The sequence below is a fragment of the Dermatophilus sp. B7861-1 genome, assembly GCF_058996045.1.
The window spans coordinates 1045114-1068309 of record NZ_CM180082.1; the positions used below are offsets into that span (position 1 = coordinate 1045114).

The 23196-nt window shown below is 61.1% G+C and carries 17 protein-coding genes; 8 read left to right on the forward strand and 9 right to left on the reverse strand.

The genetic code is table 11. The annotated features are described in order from the left end of the window. Positions 1–2: 2 nt before the first annotated feature. Positions 3–437 (reverse strand): HIT family protein, encoded by a 435-nt coding sequence (locus tag AC2T9U_RS04690; protein WP_493696766.1) that lies wholly within the window; start codon positions 435–437, stop codon positions 3–5. Positions 438–482: 45 nt separating this feature from the next. Beyond that, positions 483–3176: a phosphoenolpyruvate carboxylase gene (locus tag AC2T9U_RS04695; protein WP_493696767.1), complete on the reverse strand. Its 2694-nt coding sequence runs from the start codon at positions 3174–3176 to the stop codon at positions 483–485. A 177-nt stretch (positions 3177–3353) separates the two neighbouring features. Between AC2T9U_RS04695 and AC2T9U_RS04700 the strand changes: the two genes are divergently transcribed. The 6 genes from AC2T9U_RS04700 to AC2T9U_RS04725 all read left to right on the forward strand — a co-directional run bounded on the left by AC2T9U_RS04700 (position 3354) and on the right by AC2T9U_RS04725 (position 10361). After that, positions 3354–3590, forward strand: coding sequence for a methionine aminopeptidase (locus AC2T9U_RS04700; RefSeq protein ID WP_324603335.1), 237 nt, complete (start codon positions 3354–3356; stop codon positions 3588–3590). Between the two features lie 63 nt (positions 3591–3653). Further along, entirely contained in the window at positions 3654–4991 is a 1338-nt protein-coding gene (locus AC2T9U_RS04705; protein WP_115032632.1) for a glutamine synthetase family protein, read from the forward strand. A gap of 1 nt (position 4992) precedes the next feature. Continuing rightward, positions 4993–7968, forward strand: coding sequence for a bifunctional [glutamine synthetase] adenylyltransferase/[glutamine synthetase]-adenylyl-L-tyrosine phosphorylase (locus tag AC2T9U_RS04710; protein WP_493696768.1), 2976 nt, complete (start codon positions 4993–4995; stop codon positions 7966–7968). Beyond that, positions 7965–8645 carry a response regulator gene (locus AC2T9U_RS04715; RefSeq protein WP_493696769.1) on the forward strand — a complete coding sequence of 227 codons (681 nt, stop codon included), beginning with the start codon at positions 7965–7967 and terminating at the stop codon, positions 8643–8645. Before AC2T9U_RS04710 ends, AC2T9U_RS04715 begins: the two co-directional genes overlap by 4 nt. Then, positions 8629–9759, forward strand: a complete 1131-nt coding sequence (locus tag AC2T9U_RS04720) for a sensor histidine kinase (protein WP_493696770.1) — start codon at positions 8629–8631, stop codon at positions 9757–9759. Before AC2T9U_RS04715 ends, AC2T9U_RS04720 begins: the two co-directional genes overlap by 17 nt. A 59-nt stretch (positions 9760–9818) precedes the next feature. Next, a complete protein-coding gene (locus AC2T9U_RS04725) occupies positions 9819–10361 on the forward strand; it encodes a MarR family winged helix-turn-helix transcriptional regulator (protein WP_493696771.1) in 543 nt (180 codons plus the stop codon). A gap of 98 nt (positions 10362–10459) precedes the next feature. Here the strand turns inward: AC2T9U_RS04725 and glnA are convergent, their stop codons facing one another. Continuing rightward, positions 10460–11884, reverse strand: coding sequence for a type I glutamate--ammonia ligase (gene glnA, locus AC2T9U_RS04730; RefSeq protein ID WP_341746836.1), 1425 nt, complete (start codon positions 11882–11884; stop codon positions 10460–10462). Between the two features lie 142 nt (positions 11885–12026). Here glnA and AC2T9U_RS04735 point away from each other — a divergent pair, with 142 nt between their 5' ends. Then, positions 12027–12485, forward strand: a complete 459-nt coding sequence (locus AC2T9U_RS04735) for an RDD family protein (protein ID WP_208304792.1) — start codon at positions 12027–12029, stop codon at positions 12483–12485. Between the two features lie 89 nt (positions 12486–12574). Here AC2T9U_RS04735 and AC2T9U_RS04740 read toward each other — a convergent pair whose 3' ends face one another. The 6 genes from AC2T9U_RS04740 to AC2T9U_RS04765 form a co-directional block, all read right to left on the reverse strand. Further along, entirely contained in the window at positions 12575–13297 is a 723-nt protein-coding gene (locus AC2T9U_RS04740; RefSeq protein WP_493696772.1) for a DUF4191 domain-containing protein, read from the reverse strand. 144 nt (positions 13298–13441) lie between these two features. Then, entirely contained in the window at positions 13442–14476 is a 1035-nt protein-coding gene (gene lipA / locus AC2T9U_RS04745; RefSeq protein ID WP_493696773.1) for a lipoyl synthase, read from the reverse strand. Between the two features lie 128 nt (positions 14477–14604). After that, positions 14605–15294, reverse strand: a complete 690-nt coding sequence (lipB, locus tag AC2T9U_RS04750; RefSeq protein ID WP_051277092.1) for a lipoyl(octanoyl) transferase LipB — start codon at positions 15292–15294, stop codon at positions 14605–14607. A gap of 175 nt (positions 15295–15469) precedes the next feature. Next, entirely contained in the window at positions 15470–17089 is a 1620-nt protein-coding gene (gene sucB, locus AC2T9U_RS04755) for a 2-oxoglutarate dehydrogenase, E2 component, dihydrolipoamide succinyltransferase (RefSeq protein ID WP_493696774.1), read from the reverse strand. Between the two features lie 126 nt (positions 17090–17215). Next, entirely contained in the window at positions 17216–19264 is a 2049-nt protein-coding gene (locus AC2T9U_RS04760; RefSeq protein ID WP_493696775.1) for an acyltransferase family protein, read from the reverse strand. A 128-nt stretch (positions 19265–19392) separates the two neighbouring features. After that, a complete protein-coding gene (locus AC2T9U_RS04765; RefSeq protein WP_493696776.1) occupies positions 19393–20982 on the reverse strand; it encodes a leucyl aminopeptidase in 1590 nt (529 codons plus the stop codon). A gap of 293 nt (positions 20983–21275) precedes the next feature. Here AC2T9U_RS04765 and ggt point away from each other — a divergent pair, with 293 nt between their 5' ends. Then, the gene (ggt, locus tag AC2T9U_RS04770) at positions 21276–23099 is read left to right on the forward strand and encodes a gamma-glutamyltransferase (protein ID WP_493696777.1); all 1824 of its coding nucleotides are present in this window, start codon (positions 21276–21278) and stop codon (positions 23097–23099) included. The last annotated feature ends 97 nt before the right edge of the window (positions 23100–23196 follow it).

The following is a 23196-nucleotide window of genomic DNA, read 5'->3' on the forward strand; positions in this document are numbered from 1 at the left end:
AGTTAGGCGATGTGGGTGGCGGTGGGGGCGTCCTCGAGTTGGGTGTGCAGGCGGTTGCGTAGTCGTTGGGCAGCTTGGTCCATCATGGCGGGGTCGGGGGAGTCATCAACTGCTGACAGGTCGAAGTCTTTGGTGCTGTAGGCGGCCCAGACGTGCAGGTGTAGGTGGGGTACTTCGAACCCTTGGGCGAGCAGGCCGATGCGGGGGCTTTCCCATTCGGTTTGGATGGCCTTGCCGATGGTGTGGGCCACGCCGGTGAGGTGGGCGATGAGTTCAGGGGTGGCTTCGGTCCATTGGGTGATTTCGTCGCGGGGGACGACGAGGGTATGGCCGGGGGTGATAGGGCCAGCGGTGAGGAAGGCGACGCAGTGTTCGTCTGACCAGATGAATCGTCCGGGGATTTCTCCGTTGATGATGCGGGTGAAAACAGTGCTCACAAATTGCCTTTCTGTGTGGTGGATAGGTGCGGGGTTGGGTGGGTGTCAGCCGGTGTTTTGTAGGCCTGCGGATACTCCGTTGACTGATAGGAGTAAGACGCGGTGCCAGGCGTGAAAGTCCTGGGTGCTGGTGTGGTGTCGCAGGGCTAGGAGGGCATGGTGTTGGAGGTGGCTGAGGGCATCGACATAGGGCTGGCGGAGCCGGATTGCGGTTTGGAGGTGGGGTTTGTGGGCGAGGAGTTCGTCTTGTTCGAGGATGTCCAGGATGAGGGTGCGGGTGAGGTCGAATTCGGTGAGGATCTGTTCGGTGAGGTCGGGGCGGTTGCCGAGGTCGAGGAATTTGTTTCCGATGGTGCGATCGGCTTTGGCTAGGCTCATTTCTGCCACGTCGATCATGGCGGCGAAGAGGGGCCATTGGGTGTAGGCGCGGCGTAGGAGGGGGATGTCGTCGACGGCTGCCAGTCCGCTTCCTAGTCCGTACCATCCGGAGAGGTTGATGCGGGTTTGGCTCCAGGAAAAGACCCAGGGGATGGCGCGTAGGTCTTCGAGGCTGCGTCCGGTGTCGGTGCCGCTGCGTCGGGAGGGGCGGGAGCCCAGGCGCAGTTCGCCGATTTCGTCGAGGGGGCTGACGTTGGCGAGGAAGTCGGCGAATCCGGGTTTGTTGATGAGGGCTAGGAAGGCGCCGCGGCTTTGGGTGTCGATGGTGTTGCTGAGTTCGCGGTATTGCTCGGTGGCGTTTTCGCGGGGGGTGGCGATGCCGGGGGAGTCTGCTAGGAGGACGGCGGAGGTAAGGCGTTCGAGGTGGCGTTGTCCGATGGTGGGGTCGCCGTAGCGGGCGAAGATGACTTCGCCTTGTTCGGTGCATTTGAAGCGTCCGGCGACTGAGCCGGTGGGTTGGGCCATGATGGCGCGGTGGAGGGGGCCGCCGCCGCGTCCGAGGGATCCGCCGCGTCCGTGGAAGAGGGTGAGGTGGATGTTGGATTCGTTGGCCCAGGTGACGAGGGCGCGTTCGGCGGTGTCGAGGGTGAGGGTTGCGCTGGCGGGACCGACGTCTTTGGCGGAGTCGGAGTAGCCGACCATGACTTCGACGGCTCGGTTGGTGTGGGTGAGCCAGTTTTGGGTGCTGGGTAGTTCAGCCCAGTTGCGCAGGATGTGTGGGGCGGCTTGGAGGTCTTTGCCGGTTTCGAAGAGGGGGATGACATCGAGGTGGAGTTCGCTGTTGTCGGTGGCTAGGCGGGCCAGGGCGCGGACTGCGGCGAGGTCGGCGGCGTTGCGGGTGAAGCTGACGATGTAGCGTCCGCAGGCGCGGTGTCCGTAGCGGCTTTGGATGTACTCCATGACGCGGAGGGTGTTGAGGACTTCGGTGGCTTTGTCGCTGGTGGGGGTGATGCGTTGGGGCCATCCGTGGGTGGCGAGATGGTCGAGGAAGGTTGCGTCGGTGGCCAGTTCGGCGGCGTTGTCGTGGCCGGCGAGGTGGAGGGCTTCGGTGAGGACGGCTTCGTGGACGGCGCTGTGTTGGCGTACTTCGAGTTCGGTGAGGTGGAATCCGAAGGTTTCGACGAGCCAGATGAGGTTTTGGAGGTTTCCGTTGGCGGCTCGGTGGTCTCCGGCGGCGTGAAGGCTGTTTTGGATGAGGCGTAGGTCGGTGAGCATCTCCTGGGGGCAGGCGTAGGCCAGTCCTGCGTGTTCGTTGCGGGTGGCGTTGACGCGCGCGGCGACGACCATGAGTTTTTGCCGGTGGGGTTCACCGGGGGCGTCTTTGGTGATTTCGGTGAATTGTTCTGGCATGCGGACGGCGTCGCGGGCGAGGTCGTCGATGAGGGTGTCGGTGGCGGGGGTGTCGTGCTCGTCCATGGTGAGGGTGCGGGCGATGGCTTCGACACGGTGAGCGAGTAGGTCGAGGGTGACGCGGAATTGTTGGGTGGCGGTGGCGCGGGTGACTGCTGCGGTGACGTAGGGGTTGCCGTCGCGGTCGGCGCCGATCCAGGAGCCGAATCGGATGAATGCGGGGATGTGAGGGCTGGTGGGGTTTTCGCGGTCGGGGAGGGCGTTTTCGGTGGCGCGGTAGACCTGGGGGACAACGTCGAAGAGGGTGTTTTCGACGATGGAGGTCATGGTTTTGACTTCGTCGCCAGGTTGGGGGCGTTCGCGGCGCAGGGTGCTGGTGCGTTGGAGGATGTCGATTTCTTCGAGCATGTGTTGCCGAGCGGTGTGGCGGGCTGTGGGGCCGGCGGTGGGGTCGTCGTGTTCGTCGAGCCAGGAGGCGAGGCGGCGTAGGGCGGAGGTGATGGCTCGGCGGCGTGCTTCGGTGGGGTGTGCGGTGAGTACGGGGTGGATGCGTAGGCCGGTGAGAGCGTTTTCGGCGGTGGGGCCCAGCGCGGTGATGGCGGCGGCGACTCCGCCTGCTTCGATGCCGTCGGTGTAGTCGTCGTTTTCGTGGCGTAGGGAGCGGACGCGGTGGCGTTCGTCGGCGAGGTTAGCTAGGTGGAGATGAACGGTGACGGCATTGACGAGGTCACGGGCTTGGGTGGGGGTGAGATCGGTGAGGATGTCTTCGACAGTGCTACTGGTGGTGTGGGGGGCGCGGCAGGCGTCGACGAGTTCAGCGACGCGGGTGAGGAGGGCTTCACCGCCGATGTCGCGTAGGACGTGTGAGTGCAGGGTTGAGAGGAGTTCCAGGTCACTGTCGAGTGTGGCGGTGGCGGTGGGGGGGAGGTGTTTCTGGGGGGCCTCGCTCATGTTTGCCGAGTTTACGCATGAGGTATGTCGTGTTCGTAGGGAGTTGGGTGGTGAGCGTTGACACTCTTCGTGAGCATGCGCGGGTTTTGTTGATGTGGCGTTGAGGGTTGGTGGTTGAGCTGGGTGTGTTGGTGCGGGTATGTGTTGTGGTGTTGTTTTTCTTTCTGGGAGGTTCGTGTGTCTGAGGTCGAGCAGAAGTTTTGGTTCAACATCGCTACTGGTCAGGTGGAGGAGGATTCTTCGCATAGCCGTAAGGGGGATTTGATGGGCCCGTATCCGACGCGGGAGGCTGCTGCTGGTGCGTTGCGTTCTGCTCGGGAACGGACAGCGGCCTGGGATGCGGAGGATCGTCGCCGCCAGGAAGAGGAGGCTCGTTTCTCGGGTCGTGAGCCGGGGGAGGGATTATTGGGGTGACTGGTTGGGTGTGAGGCGCCGTCGTCCAGCGAGGCGGCGCCGGGATGATGCATGATCGGCGGTATGGATCGCCAAGAGGAGTTCGTCCTTCGCTCCGTGGAGGAGCGCAATGTCCGCTTTGTGCGGTTGTGGTTTACCGACGTGTTGGGCACGTTGAAGTCTGTGGCTATTGCGCCGGCGGAGTTGGAGTCCGCGTTCGAGGAGGGTATCGGCTTCGACGGTAGTGCGATCGAGGGCTTCACGCGTATCACTGAAGCTGACATGTTGGTTAAGCCTGATCCGAGTAGCTTCCAGATTTTGCCGTGGCGGGGGCAGGCGCCGAGTACGGGTCGGTTGTTCGCGGATATTTTGTTGCCGGATGGGTCGCAGAGTTACGCCGATCCGCGTTTTGCTTTGCGGCGCCAGTTACAGAAGGCCGCCGATATGGGGTTCACGTTCTACACGCACCCGGAGATCGAGTTTTATCTGTTCAATCAGCCCGCTAATTCCCGTGACCCGTTGGATCCGGTTGACCGTGCTGGCTATTTCGATCACGTGTCGCATGGGTTGGGCCAGGATTTCCGGCGCACAGTGATTCAAATTTTGGAGCAGATGGGGATCTCGGTGGAGTTCTCACATCATGAGTCTGGTCCAGGGCAGAACGAGATTGATTTGCGTAGCGCGGATGCGCTGTCCACGTGCGACAACATCATGACGTTCCGGACTGTGGTGCAGGAGATCGCGCTCGATCAGAACGCGTTGGCATCTTTTATGCCTAAACCGATGTTTGGCGCTCCCGGGTCAGGGATGCACACGCATTTGAGTTTGTTTGAAGGGGAGCGCAACGCGTTCTATGAGCCGGGGGCGCCGTATCAGTTGAGTAAAACTGCGCGGTCTTTCATGGCAGGGCTGCTGAAGCATGCCCGTGAGATCAGCGCGGTGACGAATCAGTGGGTGAACTCGTATAAGCGGCTGTGGGGCGGGGCGGAGGCACCAGCGTATATCTCGTGGGGGCACAACAACTCCAGTGCCATGATCCGTGTCCCCATGTACAAACCGGATAAGGAAGCCAGCACCCGGATCGAGTTGCGCACACTGGATTCAGCGGCGAACCCATATTTGGCGTATGCGGTGATCCTCGCGGCCGGGCTCAAAGGCATCGAGGAAGGGTACGCGTTGCCTGAGGAGGCAGAAGATGATGTCTCTCGGTTGACGCACCGGGAACGCCAGGTGCTTGGTTTTGAACCGTTGCCGGAGTCGTTGAAGGAAGCGATCGTGGAGATGGAACGCTCTGACTTGGTGGCCGCAGTGTTGGGGGAGCATCTTTTCGAGGCGTTCTTGCGGAACAAGCACGACGAGTGGGATCGGTATAGAGCACAGGTGACCAAGTTCGAGCTCGAGCAGTTCTTGCCCGACCGCTGACATGGATACGCGTTCGGTGTCCTTGACGGGCTGGTTGGCACGTGCAGGTTTTGAAGATACGGCCACAGCGGCACGGTTTGCTACCGCTGCAGAACTGGAAGGATGGAGCGCCCCAGGCGGGTCATTACTGACGGCGATATCTCAGGTCGCTGACCCGGACTTGGCGTTAAAAACTCTGGTCCGGCTGGTCGCGGCGGTGGGACGGGACCGGTTAGAGGACCTGTTAACGACACAGTCCCTTGGCCGGGATCGGCTACTGCGGGTGCTGGGGGAGTCGGCGGCGTTGGGGGACCACTTGGTGCGCCACCCAGAGCACATCTGCGCTGTGATTGATGCCGTCCCCATGGAGGCCTCAGAGCGAGTGCGTGATCTTCTCCAGGCCGTCTGTCCGCAGGGGCGCGGTGATCTGAGCAGTCAGGATGCGCTGCGGGTGGCGTATCGGCGGCAGCTGCTAGGCATCCTTGCCCTTGATGTGAGCGCACCGAACCCGCAAGCAACGGTCCATCACACTGCCGCGGCGTTAGCCGATCTAGCTGGGGCGGCACTGGAGGCCGCAGTAGCCGTGGCACACGAAACCCACCCGCAGGCGGGCAGTAAGGCCCGGTTAGCGGTGATCGCGATGGGTAAGTGCGGTGGCCGGGAGCTCAATTACATCTCGGATGTGGATGTGATTTTTGTTGGCGAACCCGCTGAGGCAGTCAGCGAGGAGGAAGGCATCGAAGCAGCCACAGTATTGGCCGCTGAGGTGATGCGGACCTGCTCTGCCCACACGGGTGAAGGGACATTGTGGCAGGTGGATCCGGCACTGCGGCCTGAGGGGAAACAAGGGCCACTTGTGCGGACCGTGGCATCGCACGTGCGCTACTACAAACGCTGGGCCAAAACGTGGGAGTTCCAGGCGCTGCTGAAAGCCCGCGCCGTCGCCGGAGACGCAGAGCTTGGGCAGGCCTACGAGGAAGCTATCCGACCCTTCGTGTGGCAGGCAGCCAGCCGTGAAAACTTCGTCACGGATGTGCAGGCCATGCGAGCACGCGTAGAACGTCACATCCCACCAGCAGAGGTAGACCGCCAACTCAAACTGGGTCCAGGCGGGTTACGAGATGTCGAGTTCAGCGTGCAGTTGCTGCAGCTAGTACATGGCCGCACCGATGAATCCCTCAGATCACGTAACACGCTGGAGGCGTTAGCGGCGCTCGCCGCCGGGGGCTATGTAGCCCGTGAAGACGCAGCCGCGTTAGATGCGGCATACCGGTTTTTGCGTTCAGTGGAGCACCGGGTGCAGTTCGCAAAGATGAAACGCACCCACCTCATGCCGCAGGGGCCACACGACCTGCAACGAATCGGGCGGGGACTGCGCCTGGCCGCGCCCGCGGCGGAGTCATTGACCGCGGTGTGGCAAGAACACAAACGCACAGTCCGCCAGATCCACAAACTGTTGTTCTACCGACCGTTGTTGTCCGCGGTGGCGAGGCTACGCCCCGAAGACGCCAGGCTGCGCCCAGAGGCAGCGAAAGAACGATTCGCCGCATTGGGGTTCAGTGATTCCGCCGGAGCGCTACGGCACATCGAAGCACTCACCGCAGGGGTCTCCCGCACAGCAGCGATCCAGCGAACACTGCTGCCAGTGATGCTGGGCTGGTTCGCCGAAGAAGTCGACCCAGACAACGGGCTACTCGCCTTCCGTCGTATCAGTGAATCTTTGGGGCACACCACCTGGTACCTGCGGATGCTGCGTGATGAAGGCAAAGCAGCAGAACGGCTAGCCCGAGTGTTGGCGCGCAGCAGGTTTTTAGTGTCTCTGCTGGAACAAACCCCCGATGCAGCACGAATCCTTTCCGGTGATGCCGTAGTGCTGCCGCGCTCGCGGGAAGCGGTGTTAGCCACGATGCGCGCTGCGATGAAACGCCAAGACGACCCAGCTGAGGCGATGGTGGCGGCCCGGAAAGTGCGGCGTTCGGAATTGTTCCGGTGTGCGTTGGGTGACCTGATCGATACCTCTTCTACCGAAGAGACGATGCGTGGATTGTCTGACCTGAATGAAGCGATTGTGCAGGCGGCTTTGGATGTCGCTGAACGGATCTATATCGTCGAGCATGGGCAGCTGCCGGTGCAGGTCGCTTTCATCGGGATGGGCCGTTTGGGGGGGCGGGAATGCGGGTTCGCTTCGGATGCGGACGTTCTTGCTGTGCACCGTCCTTGTCAGGCAGTCAGTGATGAAGACGCCGCAGCAGCTGCGAAAGAGATCGTCCAACAGGTGCGTTCTTTGCTCAGCGCCCCGGGTCCAGATCCTTCTTTAGGGTTCGACATGGACCTGCGCCCCGAAGGTAAAACCGGGCCATTGAGCAGGTCCATCGCCGGGTATCGCAGCTACATGCAACGATGGGCGCAAGCTTGGGAACGGCAGGCGATGGTGCGTGCACGGCCGATCGCAGGACCCGACGACTTGGGAGAAGAATTCGTGCAGGCGGTGGACCCCTACCGTTGGGCCGAAGGCGGACTTACCGATGCACAGGTCCGGGAGATCCGCAAACTCAAGGCCCGCATGGAGGGTGAACGGCTCCCGCGCGGCGCCGACCCTCGCCGGCACTTCAAATTGGGACGCGGTGGTCTCTCAGATGTGGAATGGACAGTGCAGCTGATCCAGCTACAACATGCCCACAAACACCCGACACTCCGCACCACCAGCACCCTAGAAGCTCTACAAGCCGCCGTTGATCTGGGATTGTTGACTCAGATCGAGGGCGTGGCGTTAGAGGAAGCATGGGTTACCGCCTCCCAAATGCGTGACGCGGTGATGCTGTGGCGAGGCAGATCCGCTGATTCGGTACCGGAGCATGTCGTCGATGCAGAAGCGATGGCCCGTATTCTCGGTTGGGGGCCGGGATCTGGGCCAGAAACAGGTGAGCATTACCTACGACTGGCGCGTCATTCACGCGAGGTGATGGAACGCCGCTTTTACGGACAGGAGACGTCATGACCACGCTGCAGGCCGCGTCCCCCTCTAAACCGATCCGCGTGTTCCTGCTCGATGATCACGAAATCGTGCGCCGTGGCCTGCGCGACTTGTTGGAGCTAGAACCAGACATCACTGTGGTCGGTGAGGCCTCCTCGGTAGCAGAAGCTGTACAACACATCCCATCTACTCACCCGGACGTTGCCATCCTCGACATGCGACTTCCCGATGGGTCGGGTGTCGATGTATGTCGGGCGGTACGCGCCCACGATGAAAAAATCCGCTCACTCATCCTCACTTCTTTCAATGACGAAGAAGCTCTCACCGCAGCGCTGCGCGCTGGAGCCTGCGGGTACGCCATTAAAGACGTCAGGGGTGAAAAACTTCTTGCCGACGTGCGTGCCCTCGCCGCGGGACAGACACGGCTGGATGCTCGCCGTCCGGTCTGCGCTCCACAGCGCAGCACTGATCGGGGGGCTGATGTTTCTGATCCACGTCTGCAGAGCTTGACTGCGCAAGAACTGCGCATCCTGGCGCGGGTGGCGCAGGGAATGACGAACCGGCAGATCGGTGAGGATTTGTTCCTTGCGGAGAAAACTGTGAAGAACTACATCACGGCGATCCTGGCCAAGCTGGGAATGAAGAGACGTACTCAGGCCGCGGTGTTTGCTGCAACGCACAGTGATGACCTCTTTAACTGAGCGGGAATTGTGGGTGCAGGCGCTGCTGATGCTGTCGATGGCTGCGCTGGAGGGATGCGCGCAAGCGGAGTTGTTTGCTGTGGTGGCGCAGCAGGCTAGGCAGGCTAGTGGGGCTGGTTTTGCTGTAGTTGCTTTGCCTGGTGAGGGGGGATGTCTGCGTGTGCAGGCGGTCGATCCTTCGTGGGATGTTGCTGTCGGTGAGGGTGTTTTTCGTAGCCGTGTGTGGGGGCGGATTCTGCGTCATCATGGCCCAGTTATTTTCCCGCAAGGTGAGCAGGGGGAATGCCCGGGGGAACTTGTGCAGGACCTGCGTAGCTGTATCGGTGTTGAGGGCTCGACGGTGCTACTGGTTTTGCCAATGTTCACTGCGGTACGTGATGTGGGACTTTTGGTGCTCGGGTGGCCGATGTCTGCTGGTGCCCCACGTGGCGGGGTTGGGCAGTTGTCGTGGTTTGCTACCTGGGCGGCTCGGGTCATTGAGGCGGCTCGTGAGCAGCAGCGCCGTACGTGTGCGCACGCCCGGCAGGAAGTTTCTCGGGAGCGGCAACGTATCGCGCGGGATATCCACGATCACGTGATTCAGCGGTTGTTCGCCTCAGGGATGTCGTTGCAGGTGGCGGCACGTACCGCTGGTGGTGCTACCCGAACCCGCCTCGATGATGCTGTGCGTGACATGGAAGAGACAGTCACGTTGCTGCGTGAGGTGGTTGCTGGCGCAAGCTTGATCCCCGTTGCAGGTGAGGTGAAAGACGAGCTGGAGTCCTTGATGCGCCAGGCAGCGGCGGCGGGGCCTTTTGCCCCCGCATTAGTGATTGAAGGGCGTGTCGAACAGATACCCGTGCAGGTGAAAAGCGATGTTGTTGCTGTCGCCCGTGAGGGGGTGGCGAACATGGTGCGGCATGCGCGGGCCACAGATGGGTCAGTGACTGTGCGAGTCAATGATGAAGCGGTGTCGGTAGTGATTATTGACGATGGGGTAGGGATTGCTGATGGCGGGCGCCGTAGCGGTCTGGATAATTTGGCTGACCGTGCGCGCAGTCATGGGGGAGCGTTTATCGCCCATCGCCGTCTCGAAGGAGGGACACTGCTGCACTGGTGGGTTCCGATGAGATGACCTGGGTGCCAGCGAAGTAGCCCAGAGAAACACTCAACTACTGCCGTAGACTTGAACACATGTCAGGGGATTGTAAGAGCGGTGGCGCCCATGAGGCCGGCAATGCAGTGCCAGAGCCGCAGGGGCCACGATGGCTCGACAGTGATGAGCGTGAAGCGTGGGTGGGGTTTGCTGGGCTGCTCATTAAATTACCCACCCTGCTGGATGGGCAGTTGGAGCGCGATTCTGGGTTGAGGTTCTTTGAGTACATGGTATTGGCCATGCTCAGCGAACAAGAGCCACCTCAGGTGCGGATGAGTCACTTGGCGGTCCTGACTGGTGGGTCGCTTTCTCGGCTGAGCCATGTTGCTAAACGGCTAGAGCGGGAAGGTCTCATTGTCAGGGCTACGGATCCTGCGGATCGTCGTTCGACGCTGGCCCGGCTGACCCCGTTGGGTCGGGAGAAAGTTGAGGCGGCAGCGCCGGGGCATGTTGCACGGGTTCGTGAACTCCTTATGGACCCACTCACCCGGGAACAGATTTGCCGTTTCGGTGAGATCACGAACGAGATCCTTCAACGTGTTGACCCTGAAGGGCAGGTCCGTCCAGGCCCGGCTGCGTAAAGTACGCACCCATATCAGCAAAAACGTGGTGGGGTTTTCCGAACCAGTTGGTTCAGGAAACCCCACCACGTTTGTCTGGTTTTTCAGCTAGTTACGCCTCAGATGCCGTAGTACATCTCGAACTCGTGTGGGTGGGGACGGAAGCGGATCGGGTCCACTTCGTTCTTCGTCTTCCACTCGATCCACGTGTTGATGAGGTCTTCGGTGAACACGTCACCTTCGGTGAGGAAGTCGTGGTCCTCACGCAGTGCCTTCAGTACCTCCGGCAGCGATCCGGGAACCTGCTTGATCTGTGCGTGCTCTTCCGGGGGCAGCTCGTACAGGTCCTTGTCGACCGGCTCCGGCGGCTCGATACGGTTGCGGATGCCGTCCAGGCCTGCCATGAGCTGTGCTGCGAACGCCAAGTACGGGTTAGCTGAGGGGTCCGGGATACGGAACTCGATACGTTTGGCTTTCGGGGAGGCCCCAGCGATCGGGATGCGGATGCACGCCGAGCGGTTACGTGCCGAGTACACCAAGTTGACTGGTGCTTCATACCCAGGCACGAGGCGGTGGTAGCTGTTCACGGTCGGGTTGGTGAATGCCAGCACTGCCGGGGCGTGCTCAAGCAAGCCACCGATGTACCAGCGGGCGATGTCAGACAGGCCGCCGTAGCCGGCCTCGTCGTAGAACAGCGGTTTGCCGTCTTTCCATAGGCTCTGGTGGGTGTGCATACCTGAGCCGTTATCGCCGAACAGCGGTTTGGGCATGAAGGTCGCGGATTTCCCGCCCTGCCAGGCGACGTTTTTGATGACGTACTTGAACTTCATGAGGTCATCGCCGGAGTGCAGCAAGGTGTTGAACTTGTAGTTGATTTCTTGCTGACCAGCGGTGCCGACCTCGTGGTGTGCCCGCTCTACCTCGAGCCCGACCTGCGCCATCACCTTGGACATTTCATCACGCATGTCGGCGAAGTGGTCTACCGGCGGGACAGGGAAGTAGCCACCCTTGTACGGCGTTTTGTAACCGAGGTTTCCGCCTTCTTCGACGCGGCCAGTGTTCCAGGCTGCTTCTTTAGAGTCGATGAAGTAGTAGCCGGAGCGTTCGTTGGTTTCAAAACGTACGTCGTCGAAGACGTAGAACTCGGCTTCGGCGCCGAAGAATGCCGTGTCCGCGATGCCTGTGGACTTCAAGTACGCTTCTGCTTTGGCTGCGATGTTGCGCGGGTCGCGGGAGTAGGGCTCGTCCGTGAACGGATCCACGATCGAGAAGTTCATGATGAGGGTTTTGTTGATGCGGAACGGATCCAGATATGCGGACTTGATGTCCGGGATCAGCTTCATGTCGGATTCGTGGATGGCCTGAAAACCACGAATCGAGGAGCCATCGAAGGCCTGACCTTCGGTGAAGAAATCTTCATCCACGGTGGAAGCGGGGATGTTGAAGTGCTGCATCACGCCCGGCAGATCGCAGAATCGGATGTCGACGAACTCGATCTGCTCGTCCTTGATGTATTTGAGGACTTCCTCGGGTTTGGTGAACACGCCAGCCTCCTGTCGTCGCCTCACCCATTGCATGAGACGTGATGGTCGTTCGGTTCGAACCTTAGTTGGTGCCGGTTTCCCCGCAATGACCCGATTGTTTCGGCCACGTTACGCAGGGCCGCATCCACCCTAAGCTGGTGGTGTGGTTAATCGTGAAGACATTGGCTCGTGGCTGGAAGGCCCCCAGCGAGTGGGTGGGGGAGCCTACCCGGGAGAACGTCTAGGCCTGCCTGAAGAAGGCAGCGGCTCGATGGCCGGTATCGGGCGCAGGGTTGTGGCCATCTTGATTGATGGTTTCATCAGCCAGATCATCGCCGTGGGACTGTTGGGGTTCACCCCAAATGCGCCCGGACTTGATGCGTTTAAACCGCTGCTCGTGCTGGGTGTTATGAATATCGTGCTCGTCTCTACGGTGGGGACCACTATCGGTCATCGTCTGTTGGGGATCAGGGTGGAGCGGCTGCCCCGGGGGTGGGTCGGGTGGAAAGCCGGGATGATTCGGGCGGTATTGCTGTGTCTAGCGATTCCCCCGTTCATCAATGACACCGATGGGCGAGGCTTGCATGATCTCTTGGCTGGAACAGTGATTGTTCGGCGCTAAAACCCGCAGCAGCGCATAAAAGTGTTGGGGGTGTGCACACCACGTGGTGTGCACACCCCCAACACGAATTGCAGACCTTTCGGTGAAGGTCAGCGACGGCGCTGTCCTTTACCCATCTGGCGGGCCTTCGTGGGGTCGATCCCTGCGGGGATCGGTGCCTTCACTCGCCCAAGAGCATGCAAACGCCGATCTACCTCACCGACCTCGTGCTTGGTCAGATTTTTGGGAAGTTTACGCATCTGCTTGGTCAACATGGTGGGGCGGGTGGCGTCCTCACCCTCATCGTGGCCTAGGCGGAAAGTGTGCACCGGCACATTCGGGACCAAACGGGCAGTCTTCTTCGATTCGTTAGCCAGCAGACGGGTGGCGCGCCCACGAGGGCCCTCTGCCACGAGAACTACACCGGGGCGACCAACCGCGCGGTACACCAGGGCTGCGTCGTGCATGGAGGGGTTGCGGCCGCCCTCGATAGCGACAGGCTCCTGCTCTACTGCCCAGCCGCGCACGCTCTGCAGCAAAGCCCCACCAGCACCCGGTTGGCCTTCAAGAGAAGCATACGCAGCCCGCTCAGCAGTTTTGCTCAGAAGCCACATTGCCGCCAACACGCCAAGCAAAACAGCCAAGAAACCGCCGTAAATCGGGTGCCCGAAAGACCCGCCGATCACAGCGCCAAGCAGCGCCATCCCGACGACGATCCCGATCATCTCCCACAGGATGCGCGGGCGTTCACGAGAGGCAAGCTCAAATACCTGCTTGAGCTGGCTGAACCGTTTCTTCTTGGGCTTGTCGTTGCCGCGTTCGCTGGTTGCCATGTCCGGTGGGGCTCCTCGTCGAAGAATGAGGGTGAAACCGCAGAAAGAGTGATGTCTATCAAGGGCCGTAACGTGCGGGCGTATGCACGCAGCGACCGACCCGGTGAAGCCTACCGAATCGGTCGCGTGCCACGTCAGAGGCTGTCAGCAAGCCGCCTTATCTTTGGCAGCTGCCTTCTCCACCAACGACACGGCTTCTTGACGTGCAGGCTCATCCATGCCCTCACCAAGATGGCTCAGGTTCTCCGGAAGTGGACGGCCAGCCTCCCGCATCGCCTGCACCCACAGGCGGCCAGCGCGGTAGCTGGAGCGCACCAACGGGCCAGCCATCACTCCAGCGAAACCGATCGACTTAGCGAAATCAGACCAGGCCACGAACTCCTGCGGCTTGACCCAACGATCAATCGGGTGGTGCAGCTTAGAGGGGCGCAAGTACTGCGTAATGGTGAGGATGTCGCAGCCAGCCCCGTGGAGGTCACGAATAGCCTGCTCAATTTCGTGGTCTTCCTCGCCCATCCCCAAAATCAGGTTCGATTTGGTTACCAGCCCGTACTCGTGGGCCATCGTGATAACCCGCAACGACTTGTCGTACTGGAACGCCGGCCGGATCCGCTTGAAAATGCGCGGCACCGTCTCCAGGTTGTGCGCGAACACCTCCGGTCGAGCCTCAAACACCTGCTCCACCAGTTCACGCTGCGCACCGAAGTCAGGAGGAAGGATCTCCACGCCCGTGTTGGGGTTCAATGCGTGAATTTCGCGGATGGTGTCCGCGTACAGTTTGGCGGCCCCGTCGGGCTGGTCATCACGGGCAACACCCGTCACCGTGGCGTACCGCAGATTCATCGACTTAATCGACTCAGCCACCGCGCGCGGCTCGCTCGAGTCCATCGGTCGAGGACGGCCAGTGGCGATATCGCAGAAGTCGCATCGGCGGGTGCAAATATCACCGCCGATAAGGAATGTGGCTTCCCGGTCCTCCCAACATTCGTAAATGTTGGGGCACCCCGCCTCCTGGCAAACAGTGTGCAGGCCGGTTCGTTTAACCATGCCGTGCAGTTGGGTGAATTGTTCACCCATCTTGGCCGTCGTGCGGATCCATTCGGGTTTGCGCTCGATCGGCGTGGTGGCGTTACGCGCTTCCACGCGAAGGAGGCGACGGCCTTCAGGTGCTGCGGTCACGAAAGTGTCTCCAAGGGCATCGACGAATGTGTCCTAACAGACTACGCCCGGGCGGGAGCATCATGGCGCGCCCAGACAGGACAGGTCATGGTGAGCGTAGCGCCGCCGCAGCGGTCAGCGCTTCACCTCTATCCCAAACCCAATACCCGATCTGCGGCTCGGTGCGCCTGCTCCGCGACGCTCGTGTAAGGCGAAATCACTTGGAAAATCTCACGTTCCACCACTGGCAGGATCTCAGTGACCGTGACATCTCGCCCCAGCTCGAAAGACAAACTTGTCGCCCCGGCATCATCAAGCCCACACGGAATGATGTTTTGCGCCCACGACAAATCACAGTTCGCGTTGATCGCGAACCCATGCATCGTCACATCCCGCGTAACCCGAATACCGATCGCGGCGACCTTACGCTCCGGTCCGCGCTCATCTGCAGCCACCCACACGCCCGAACGCCCTTCAACGAGCATCGTGGGCACCCCGAAATGGTCACAGACATTCATGATCGCCTGCTCCAAACGCCGCACATGCGCCACCACATCAATCGGGTTAGGCAAGTGTACGATCGGGTACCCCACCAGCTGCCCCGGGCCATGCCACGTGATTTTCCCGCCCCGGTCCACATCGATCACAGGAGTGCCGTCTTTGGGGCGGTCCTTGTCCTGTGTGCGTTTACCCGCCGTATAGGTGGGGGAGTGCTCCAACAGCAGCACAGTATCCTCGAGCTCACCAGCCACAACTTTCGCGTGCACTTCACGCTGATAGTCCCAGCCGGCTTGATAATCGACGAAATGAGGCGCCAAACCCACGTGCTCGAAACGCATAACACCAGCCTAGACGCCCCACCTGGCCAGCTGCGCAGTCAGTGCAATCACCGAAGATCTTCCCCACAAGGTGAGAAAACCCAACAACAGTGAGGGGCTGCCTCCTTCGATCAGAAGGAAACAGCCCCTCACTTATGTCCATCTGGGCTTAGCCACCCAGACAAGCATTCACAACTCAGATCTCGAAGGCGCCACCCTCGAGGCGCTTCTTGATCGTGGTCAAGAAGCGGCCAGCAAGGCCACCATCAACCACGCGGTGGTCGTAGGTCAGGGTCAAGAACATCATGTGACGGATCGCGATGCTGTCGTTGCCAAGCTCGTCAGTGACAACAACTGCGCGCTTAACAATCGCACCCGTACCCAAGATGCCAACCTGCGGCTGGTTGATGATCGGGGTGTCGATGATCGAACCGTTAGAACCGATGTTCGTGATGGTGAATGTGCCGCCACCCAGCTCATCCGGTGTGACCTTGTTGTCACGAGTACGAGAAGCAAGGTCAGAAATCTTGCGCGCAATACCAGCGATGTTCAGGTCGCCAGCATCCTTGATGACCGGCACGAGCAAACCACGCGGGGTGTCCACGGCGATGCCCAGGTGCTCAGCCGCCGGGTAGACAATTTCTTCACCCTCAACCTGGCAGTTCAGCTCAGGGAACTGCTTGAGCGCCTCAACCGTGGCCAACGAGATGAATGGCAGGTAGGTCAGCTTGACGCCCTCACGAGCAAGGAACGCGTCCTTGTTCTTCGCGCGCAGCTGCGCAACCCGCGTAATGTCAACCTCGACAGCGCTGGTCAGCTGAGCCGAAATCTGCAGCGACTCGTTCATGCGCTGAGCGATGACCTTACGCAAACGGGTCATCTTCTCGCGGGTGCCGCGCTTCTCCGAGACCTTCACCTCAGGAGCAGCAGCCGGTGCAGCAGCGGCAGCCGGAGCGGGGGCAGCAGCAGCCGGGACCTGCGGGGCCGGAGCAGGCTTAGCGGCTTCAAGGACATCCTGCTTACGGATACGGCCACCGATACCCGAACCCTTGACTTTAGACAGGTCCACACCGTGCTGCGCGGCGAGTTTACGCACCAGCGGGGTGACGTACGCGGCAGCACCAGAGTCAGCCGAGTCTGCCGGTGCGGCAGCGGCTTCTTTCGCCGGAGCAGCCGGGGCTTCCTTCACAGGAGCCGGGGCTTCCTCAGCCGGTGCAGCAGCAGCGGCCTCGCCACCGATGATCGCCAACACGCCACCCACCGCGACGGACTCGTCCTCTGCGGCAAGGATCTTGGTTAGTTTGCCCGCGAACGGGGACGGCACCTCGGTGTCGACCTTGTCGGTCGAAACCTCCAGCAGCGGCTCGTCAACGGCGACCTCCTCGCCCTCTTCCTTGAGCCAGCGGGTGACGGTGCCCTCGGTGACAGACTCACCCAGTGCAGGCATCTTCACTTCCTGCCCACCAGAAACCTCGCCAGCCGGAGCAGCCGCAGCGGCCTCCTCAGCAGGGGCAGATTCCTCGGCGGGAGCGGCCGGCTCAGGCGCGCTCTCCGCGGCAGGGGCCGAAGACGCCTCGGAGGCGTCACCGATCACGGCGAGATCGGTACCGATCTCAACGGTCTCGTCCTCGGGGACGAGAATCTCGACAAGCGTCCCGCTGAACGGGGACGGCACCTCGGTGTCGACCTTGTCGGTCGAAACCTCGAGCAGCGGCTCGTCAACGGCCACCTCGTCGCCCACGCTCTTGAGCCAGCGGGTGACGGTGCCCTCGGTGACAGACTCACCGAGAACCGGCATTGTGACGCGATCGGACATGAAAGCGATCCCTCCGTAGTCGTTTGTTCAGTACCACTCTAGGCCGATGTGTCAGTGGACACGTGCCATGAGGACGACCTCACAGCGGCCAGCGGTATCTCAACCACCGCGCAACCCACCGCGGCCTCAGCCAGCAGCGACGCGGTCAAGAAGCGCAGCAGCAACCCCAGGAGCCGCTGCCGGCGAGAAGTGCGCCCCATCCGGTCGCGTTAAAGAACCTTCCGGAGAAGGGAAAACATCCTTGGCCGACGCGCGAGCAGGGGCATGATCATCACACGGAGTCACATCATTCCGGCAATACAAATCGTCCATACGAATCACACTCACCCGCGGGTCAGAAGCCGCATACTCCCGCAAACGAGAATTCCACTCAACGCGAAGTTCATCACGGTTACGCATACGCGAAAGGAATTCAGGACAATCCGTCGGCGAACACCGACTATCCAACCCAACCCCCGGACGATCCATCTCCACCACAACCAACCGCGCACCCCGCACCGTCAACGCATCCACAGATTTACGGAAATCCGCGATCTGCGCATCCCAAAAATCCGCAGACCCCGCAGCCAAAAAACGACCATCAGCACCCACTCGATCCGCGATCTCATACCGCGACCACCACACCACCACACCCCCCTTAGCCTCATCGACAGCCTTCGCCTGACGCTCACCTACCTGCGCCGCGCAATTACCGCCACTCAACGGTGCCCCACTGGCATCAGTAGCCTTCACCAACAACGCCGGACAACCACCCCGGGCACCACTAAGCACCGTCACCCCACGCCGCCTGGCCTCAACATCCAAAGCCGGCAACAAACGCTGAATGACACTATCGCCCACCAACACCAACGACGTTTCCCCCACCTGAGGCCCAGCAACAGCAGGAATAACCCGATTCCACACCGTGCCACCCAAAACCGCCGGAACCATCGTGGCAACCCCAACCACACCAGCGGCAGCCGGAAGCAACCGCACCGGCGCCACCGCACGCAACCGACCCGTACGCAACGGCACCTCCACCAGCGTGTACGACAACTGAGCCACCACAACCGTAGCCACCACCACCACAGCCGCACGCACCGGACTCCACTGCCGATCACCGATGATCCACACCACCAACGGCCAATGCCACAAATACATGCCATACGAAATCCGCCCAATCCACCCCAACGGAGTCGACCCCAACACAAGCGTGAGCCCCTCACGCCGATCCGCCGCACTCGTGGCCGCCACCAAAACCGCCACCACCACAGCAAACGCAACCCCGCCACCCAAAAAATACGCCGGGCGCGGACTGTGCTGGCCACCCAACAAACACAACCCCGCCACCACCCCAACCAACCCCAAAGCCATCAACGGCTGAGCCCGACGCGTCACAAACAACTGCACCCCACGAACCTGCATACACGCCGCCACCGCCGCCCCCACCAACGGCGCAAACACCCGCGTATCAGTGCCCATATAGGCACGCTCAGCAGTGTGCGGGTCATACAGCCACGCAAACCACACCGCCGAAGCCGCCCCCACCACCAACGCCACCACAAAAACACCACGCCGCACCGCCACCCGCCGCACCGCAGCGATCTCCGAACGCGCCGCAGAATCAAGACCACCCTCAACACCGACAACACGGCTACACGCCCGCACCCACGGCGCTACACACGCCACCAACAGCAACGGCCACACCACATAAAACTGCTCCTCCACAGCCAAAGACCACACATGCTGCAAAGGCGAAGTACTGCCGTCATTACTGAAATACCCAGCGGCATCAATAAACCGCCAATTCCCCACATACAACAACGACCACAACGCATCCGCCCCAATATCAGCCCGCCGAAACGGCGCAGCCACAAAAGCAGACACCCCCACCACAGTCACAATCAACAACAGCGAAGCCGGAAGCAGCCGCAACACCCGCCGCACCCAAAACCCACCCAAATCGATCCGCCCCGTGCCAGTCAGCTCCCGCATCAGCAACGTGGTGATCAAAAACCCCGACAACACAAAAAACACATCCACCCCAAGGAAACCACCATCAGCCCCCGGCAACGACACGTGATAAGCGATCACCGCGATCACCGCCAACGCACGAATCCCATCCAAAGAATCCACCCGCGTATGACGGGCAGCGCGAGTACCGCGCTGAGCAGGACTATTGAGCAACGTGGTCACGAGGGAGGTGCCTCCACTAATTCGAGGTGAACGCACCACGCGGTACGTCAAGGAGGAGTGACCCCTCCAGCCCTGGCACTAGAGCCAGGACCGGAGATCACTCCTCCCCGAATCGACCGATTTCGCTGTTACTCAAGCCCTTCCAAGAAAGCGATCAGTGTGCGGACGCCATATCCCGTGCCGCCCTTAACCGTGTACCCATACGCGCTCGCCTCATTGAAAGCAGGCCCAGCAATATCAATGTGACCCCACGGAATGTGCTTCTTGTCATCGGCGGCCACAGCCTCAGCACCATCAGTGACCTGACCATCACCAGACTCAGCCGCACCAACACCATGAGCGCCACCGGAAGGCACAAACTCACGCAAGAACGCCGCAGCAGACATGGCACCACCCAAACGGCTACCCGTGTGCTTAAAGTCCGCCACATCCGAATCCAACGTCGCCCGGATCTCTTCAGCAATCGGCATCGGCCACACAGCCTCACCAGCAAACCCGCCAGCCTCAGTGAGCGCTACCTGCAAATCATCATCGTTGGCCATGATCGCAGCCGTACGTGACCCCAAAGCCACCATGGCAGCGCCGGTAAGAGTAGCCACATCGATAATCGCATCCGGCCCCGACTCCACAGCCAGAGCCAACCCATCAGCCATCACCAAACGACCCTCAGCGTCTGTGTTGATGATCTCCACCGTGGAACCATCACGCATGGTCACCACATCACCCGGGCGCTGCGCAGCCCCACCAGGCATGTTCTCGGCCAAGCACAGGTACGCAGTCACAGCCACCGGCAGCTCCAACTCAGCGGCAGCCAACACCGTGCCAAGCACCGCCGCAGCGCCACCCATGTCGCACTTCATCGTCGCCATACTGTCGGCAGGCTTAATGCACAAACCACCCGAATCGAAGGTGATGCCCTTACCAATCAACGCCACCGTGGTCGTTGCGCCCTCAGGCCGGTAAGAAAGCGTCACAATCCGCGGCGGGTGCACCGACCCCTGTCCAACACCCACGATCCCGCCGAAACCGCCCTCAACCAGAGCAGATTCGTCTAAAACCTCTACCGACAACGAGTCGTGCTCGCCAGCAAGCTCCACTGCACGATCAGCGAATGTTTCCGGGTACAACACATTCGGGCTCGTGTTGACCAAATCCCGAGCCAAGCACTGGTAAGTAGCCACCACACTCGCCCGCGCCACAGCATCAGCGAGCTCCTCAGACGACTGCTCCAACAACACCGTCACCGACGTCGGCCCCACCTGCTTAGCCGCACGACGCTCCCGCACCTTCGCAGACAAGTGCCCCACAAAACGGTACGACCCCAACGCCGCACCCTCAGCCAGCGCACCCACGACATCCTCATCAGCCACAGGAACAACCACCGCGACCTGACGGTGAGCCGACAAATGACGCGCAGCAGCACCAGCAGCCCGACGCCACTTCTCCGGCGCCAACTTCTCCGGAACACCCGCACCCAATCCCACGACCACAATCAGCTTGGCAGCCACACCAGGGGCGCCCACCACAGCAGTCACAGAATCAGCCTTGCCCGAAGCAGCCACAGCCTCCAACACCGACTCCACATGAGCCTGCGTCTCCTGCGGCAACCGCGACCCCGGAACAAGCACAGCCCGCCCAGAAACACTCGTCGCAAAAACCACCACAGCATCAACGCCAGCCTCAGCAGCGCTCTGGACACTCACATTGATATCGATCACGAAAAACCTCTCAAATTGAAGAAACACGGACAATTCGTCCCCCATTGTGTGCATGCCCCAGCCACACATGTGGCTCTTCTCACATGAGGGATAAGCGTGGCGTTAACGAGCCAACCTGGACATGCATGTCACCACCGACAATAGAGCGCCCAACCTGCCCAAAAGGCAAGAGAAACAACAAGCCCCAACAAAACCCCCGCCCAGCCACCCAACCAGCACAACCACCCCACCTCACAGCGCAAACAGCTGTCAACACAGCTGCGGCACAACAGCGTTGACGTATGGTCGCGCTCATGAAAAAACGCACAGCGCTCGCGCTCGCCCTATCCCTAGCCCTCATCCCCACAGCAACAGCCACATCAGCCACCGCCTCCCCACCCCAAAGCCCCGGACCCATCAGCCACCGCCTCCCCAAAAAAGCAACCATGACCGGCTCCGGAGGCGCAGCAGCCTCCGTCGACCCCATCGCCACACAAACCGCCATCGACGTACTCGCCCGCGGCGGCACCGCAGCAGACGCAGCAGTAGCAGCCACAGCAGTGCTCAACGTCGTCGAGCCCTACGCCACCGGCCTAGGCGGTGGCGGATTCTTCGTCCACTACGACGCCAAAACCAAAAAAGTCCAGACCATCGACGGACGCGAAACCGCCCCCAACTCCATCCGAGAAACATCCTTCCTCGAACCAGACGGCAAACCCATGAACTTCGACAAAGCCGTCAACTCAGGCCTATCCGTCGGCGTCCCCGGCAACCCAGCCATCTGGCAAATGGCACTCAAACAATGGGGCAAACGATCCCTATCCCAAATGCTCCAACCCGCAGAAGAAATCGCCCGCCGTGGATTCGTCGTCGACCAAGCATTCAGCACCGAAACCGCCGACAATGCCAAACGATTCGCCAAATTCCCCGCCACCGCAGCGATCTTCCTGCCCGGCGGCAAACCCATCCAACCCGGCACCGTACTGCGCCAACCCGACCTCGCCCGCACCTACCACCTCCTACGCACCCAAGGCCCCGACGCCCTCTACCGCGGTCCCATCGGCAAAGCCATCGTCAACACCGTCAACCACCCCGCCACCGCCCCCGGCGTCACCGTCCCCACCGGCGGAATGACAATGAACGACCTCGCCAACTACCGCGCCCTCCCCAAAGACCCCATAGTCAGCAAACACAAAAACCTCACCATCTACGGCATGCCCACCTCCAGCGGCGGAGGCACCGCCGTAGCAGAAATCCTCAACCTCATGCAGGAAACCGAAAAACAAACAGGCATCCCCGTATCAAAAACAGACAACACCCAATACCTCCACCGCTTCGCCGAAGCCAGTGCCGCCGCCTTCGCCGACCGCAACCGATGGGTAGCCGACGTCCCCGGAGCCCCCGTCAACGAACTCATCTCCCCGGCCTACGCAACCGAACGCGCCTGCGGCTTCAACCCAGACAAAGCCGCACAACGCCCCATCGCCTTCGGAAACCCCGACGGAAAATACGGCCCCTGCAAACCCCACCCCGCAGGCAAACCCGGAAAAATCAACGAAGGCGCCTCAACAACACACCTCACCGTCGCTGACCAATGGGGCAACGTCGCCTCATACACCTCCACCATCGAACAATTCGGCGGCTCCGGCATGGTCGTCCCCGGCTACGGATTCCTCCTCAACAACCAACTCACCGACTTCGAATTCACCGCCCCCACCAAAGGAATCCCACACCCCAACCTCCCCGCCCCCGGCAAACGCCCCCGCTCATCCATGTCACCAACAATCGTCACCAAAAACGGACGCCCCATCCTCGCAACCGGCGCCGCAGGCGGATCCACAATCATCAGCACCACCGCCCAAATCCTCCTGGGCTACCTCGACCGCAACCTCACCGCAGTCGAAGCCGTCAACACCCCACGCCTGTCATCACGAAACACCGCAGCCGGCGCCGAACCACAACTCATGAAATCCGCCACCGGCGAAGCACTCCGCGCCATGGGACAACCCATGACCGAAGCCAAAACCCTCGGACGCGCCACCGCCATCGCCATGCCCACCCAAGGCGTATTCATCCCCGCCGCCGAACGCACCCGCGGCGGAGGTGGATCAGCCATGGTCGTCAACCCCCGCCCATAACACCACCCACACCAACCCAATCGGCCTGTCCACACCAGACAGGCCGATCCCCAAAAACACCCACTTTTAACACGCCCCACCCCACCCGAAACCGACA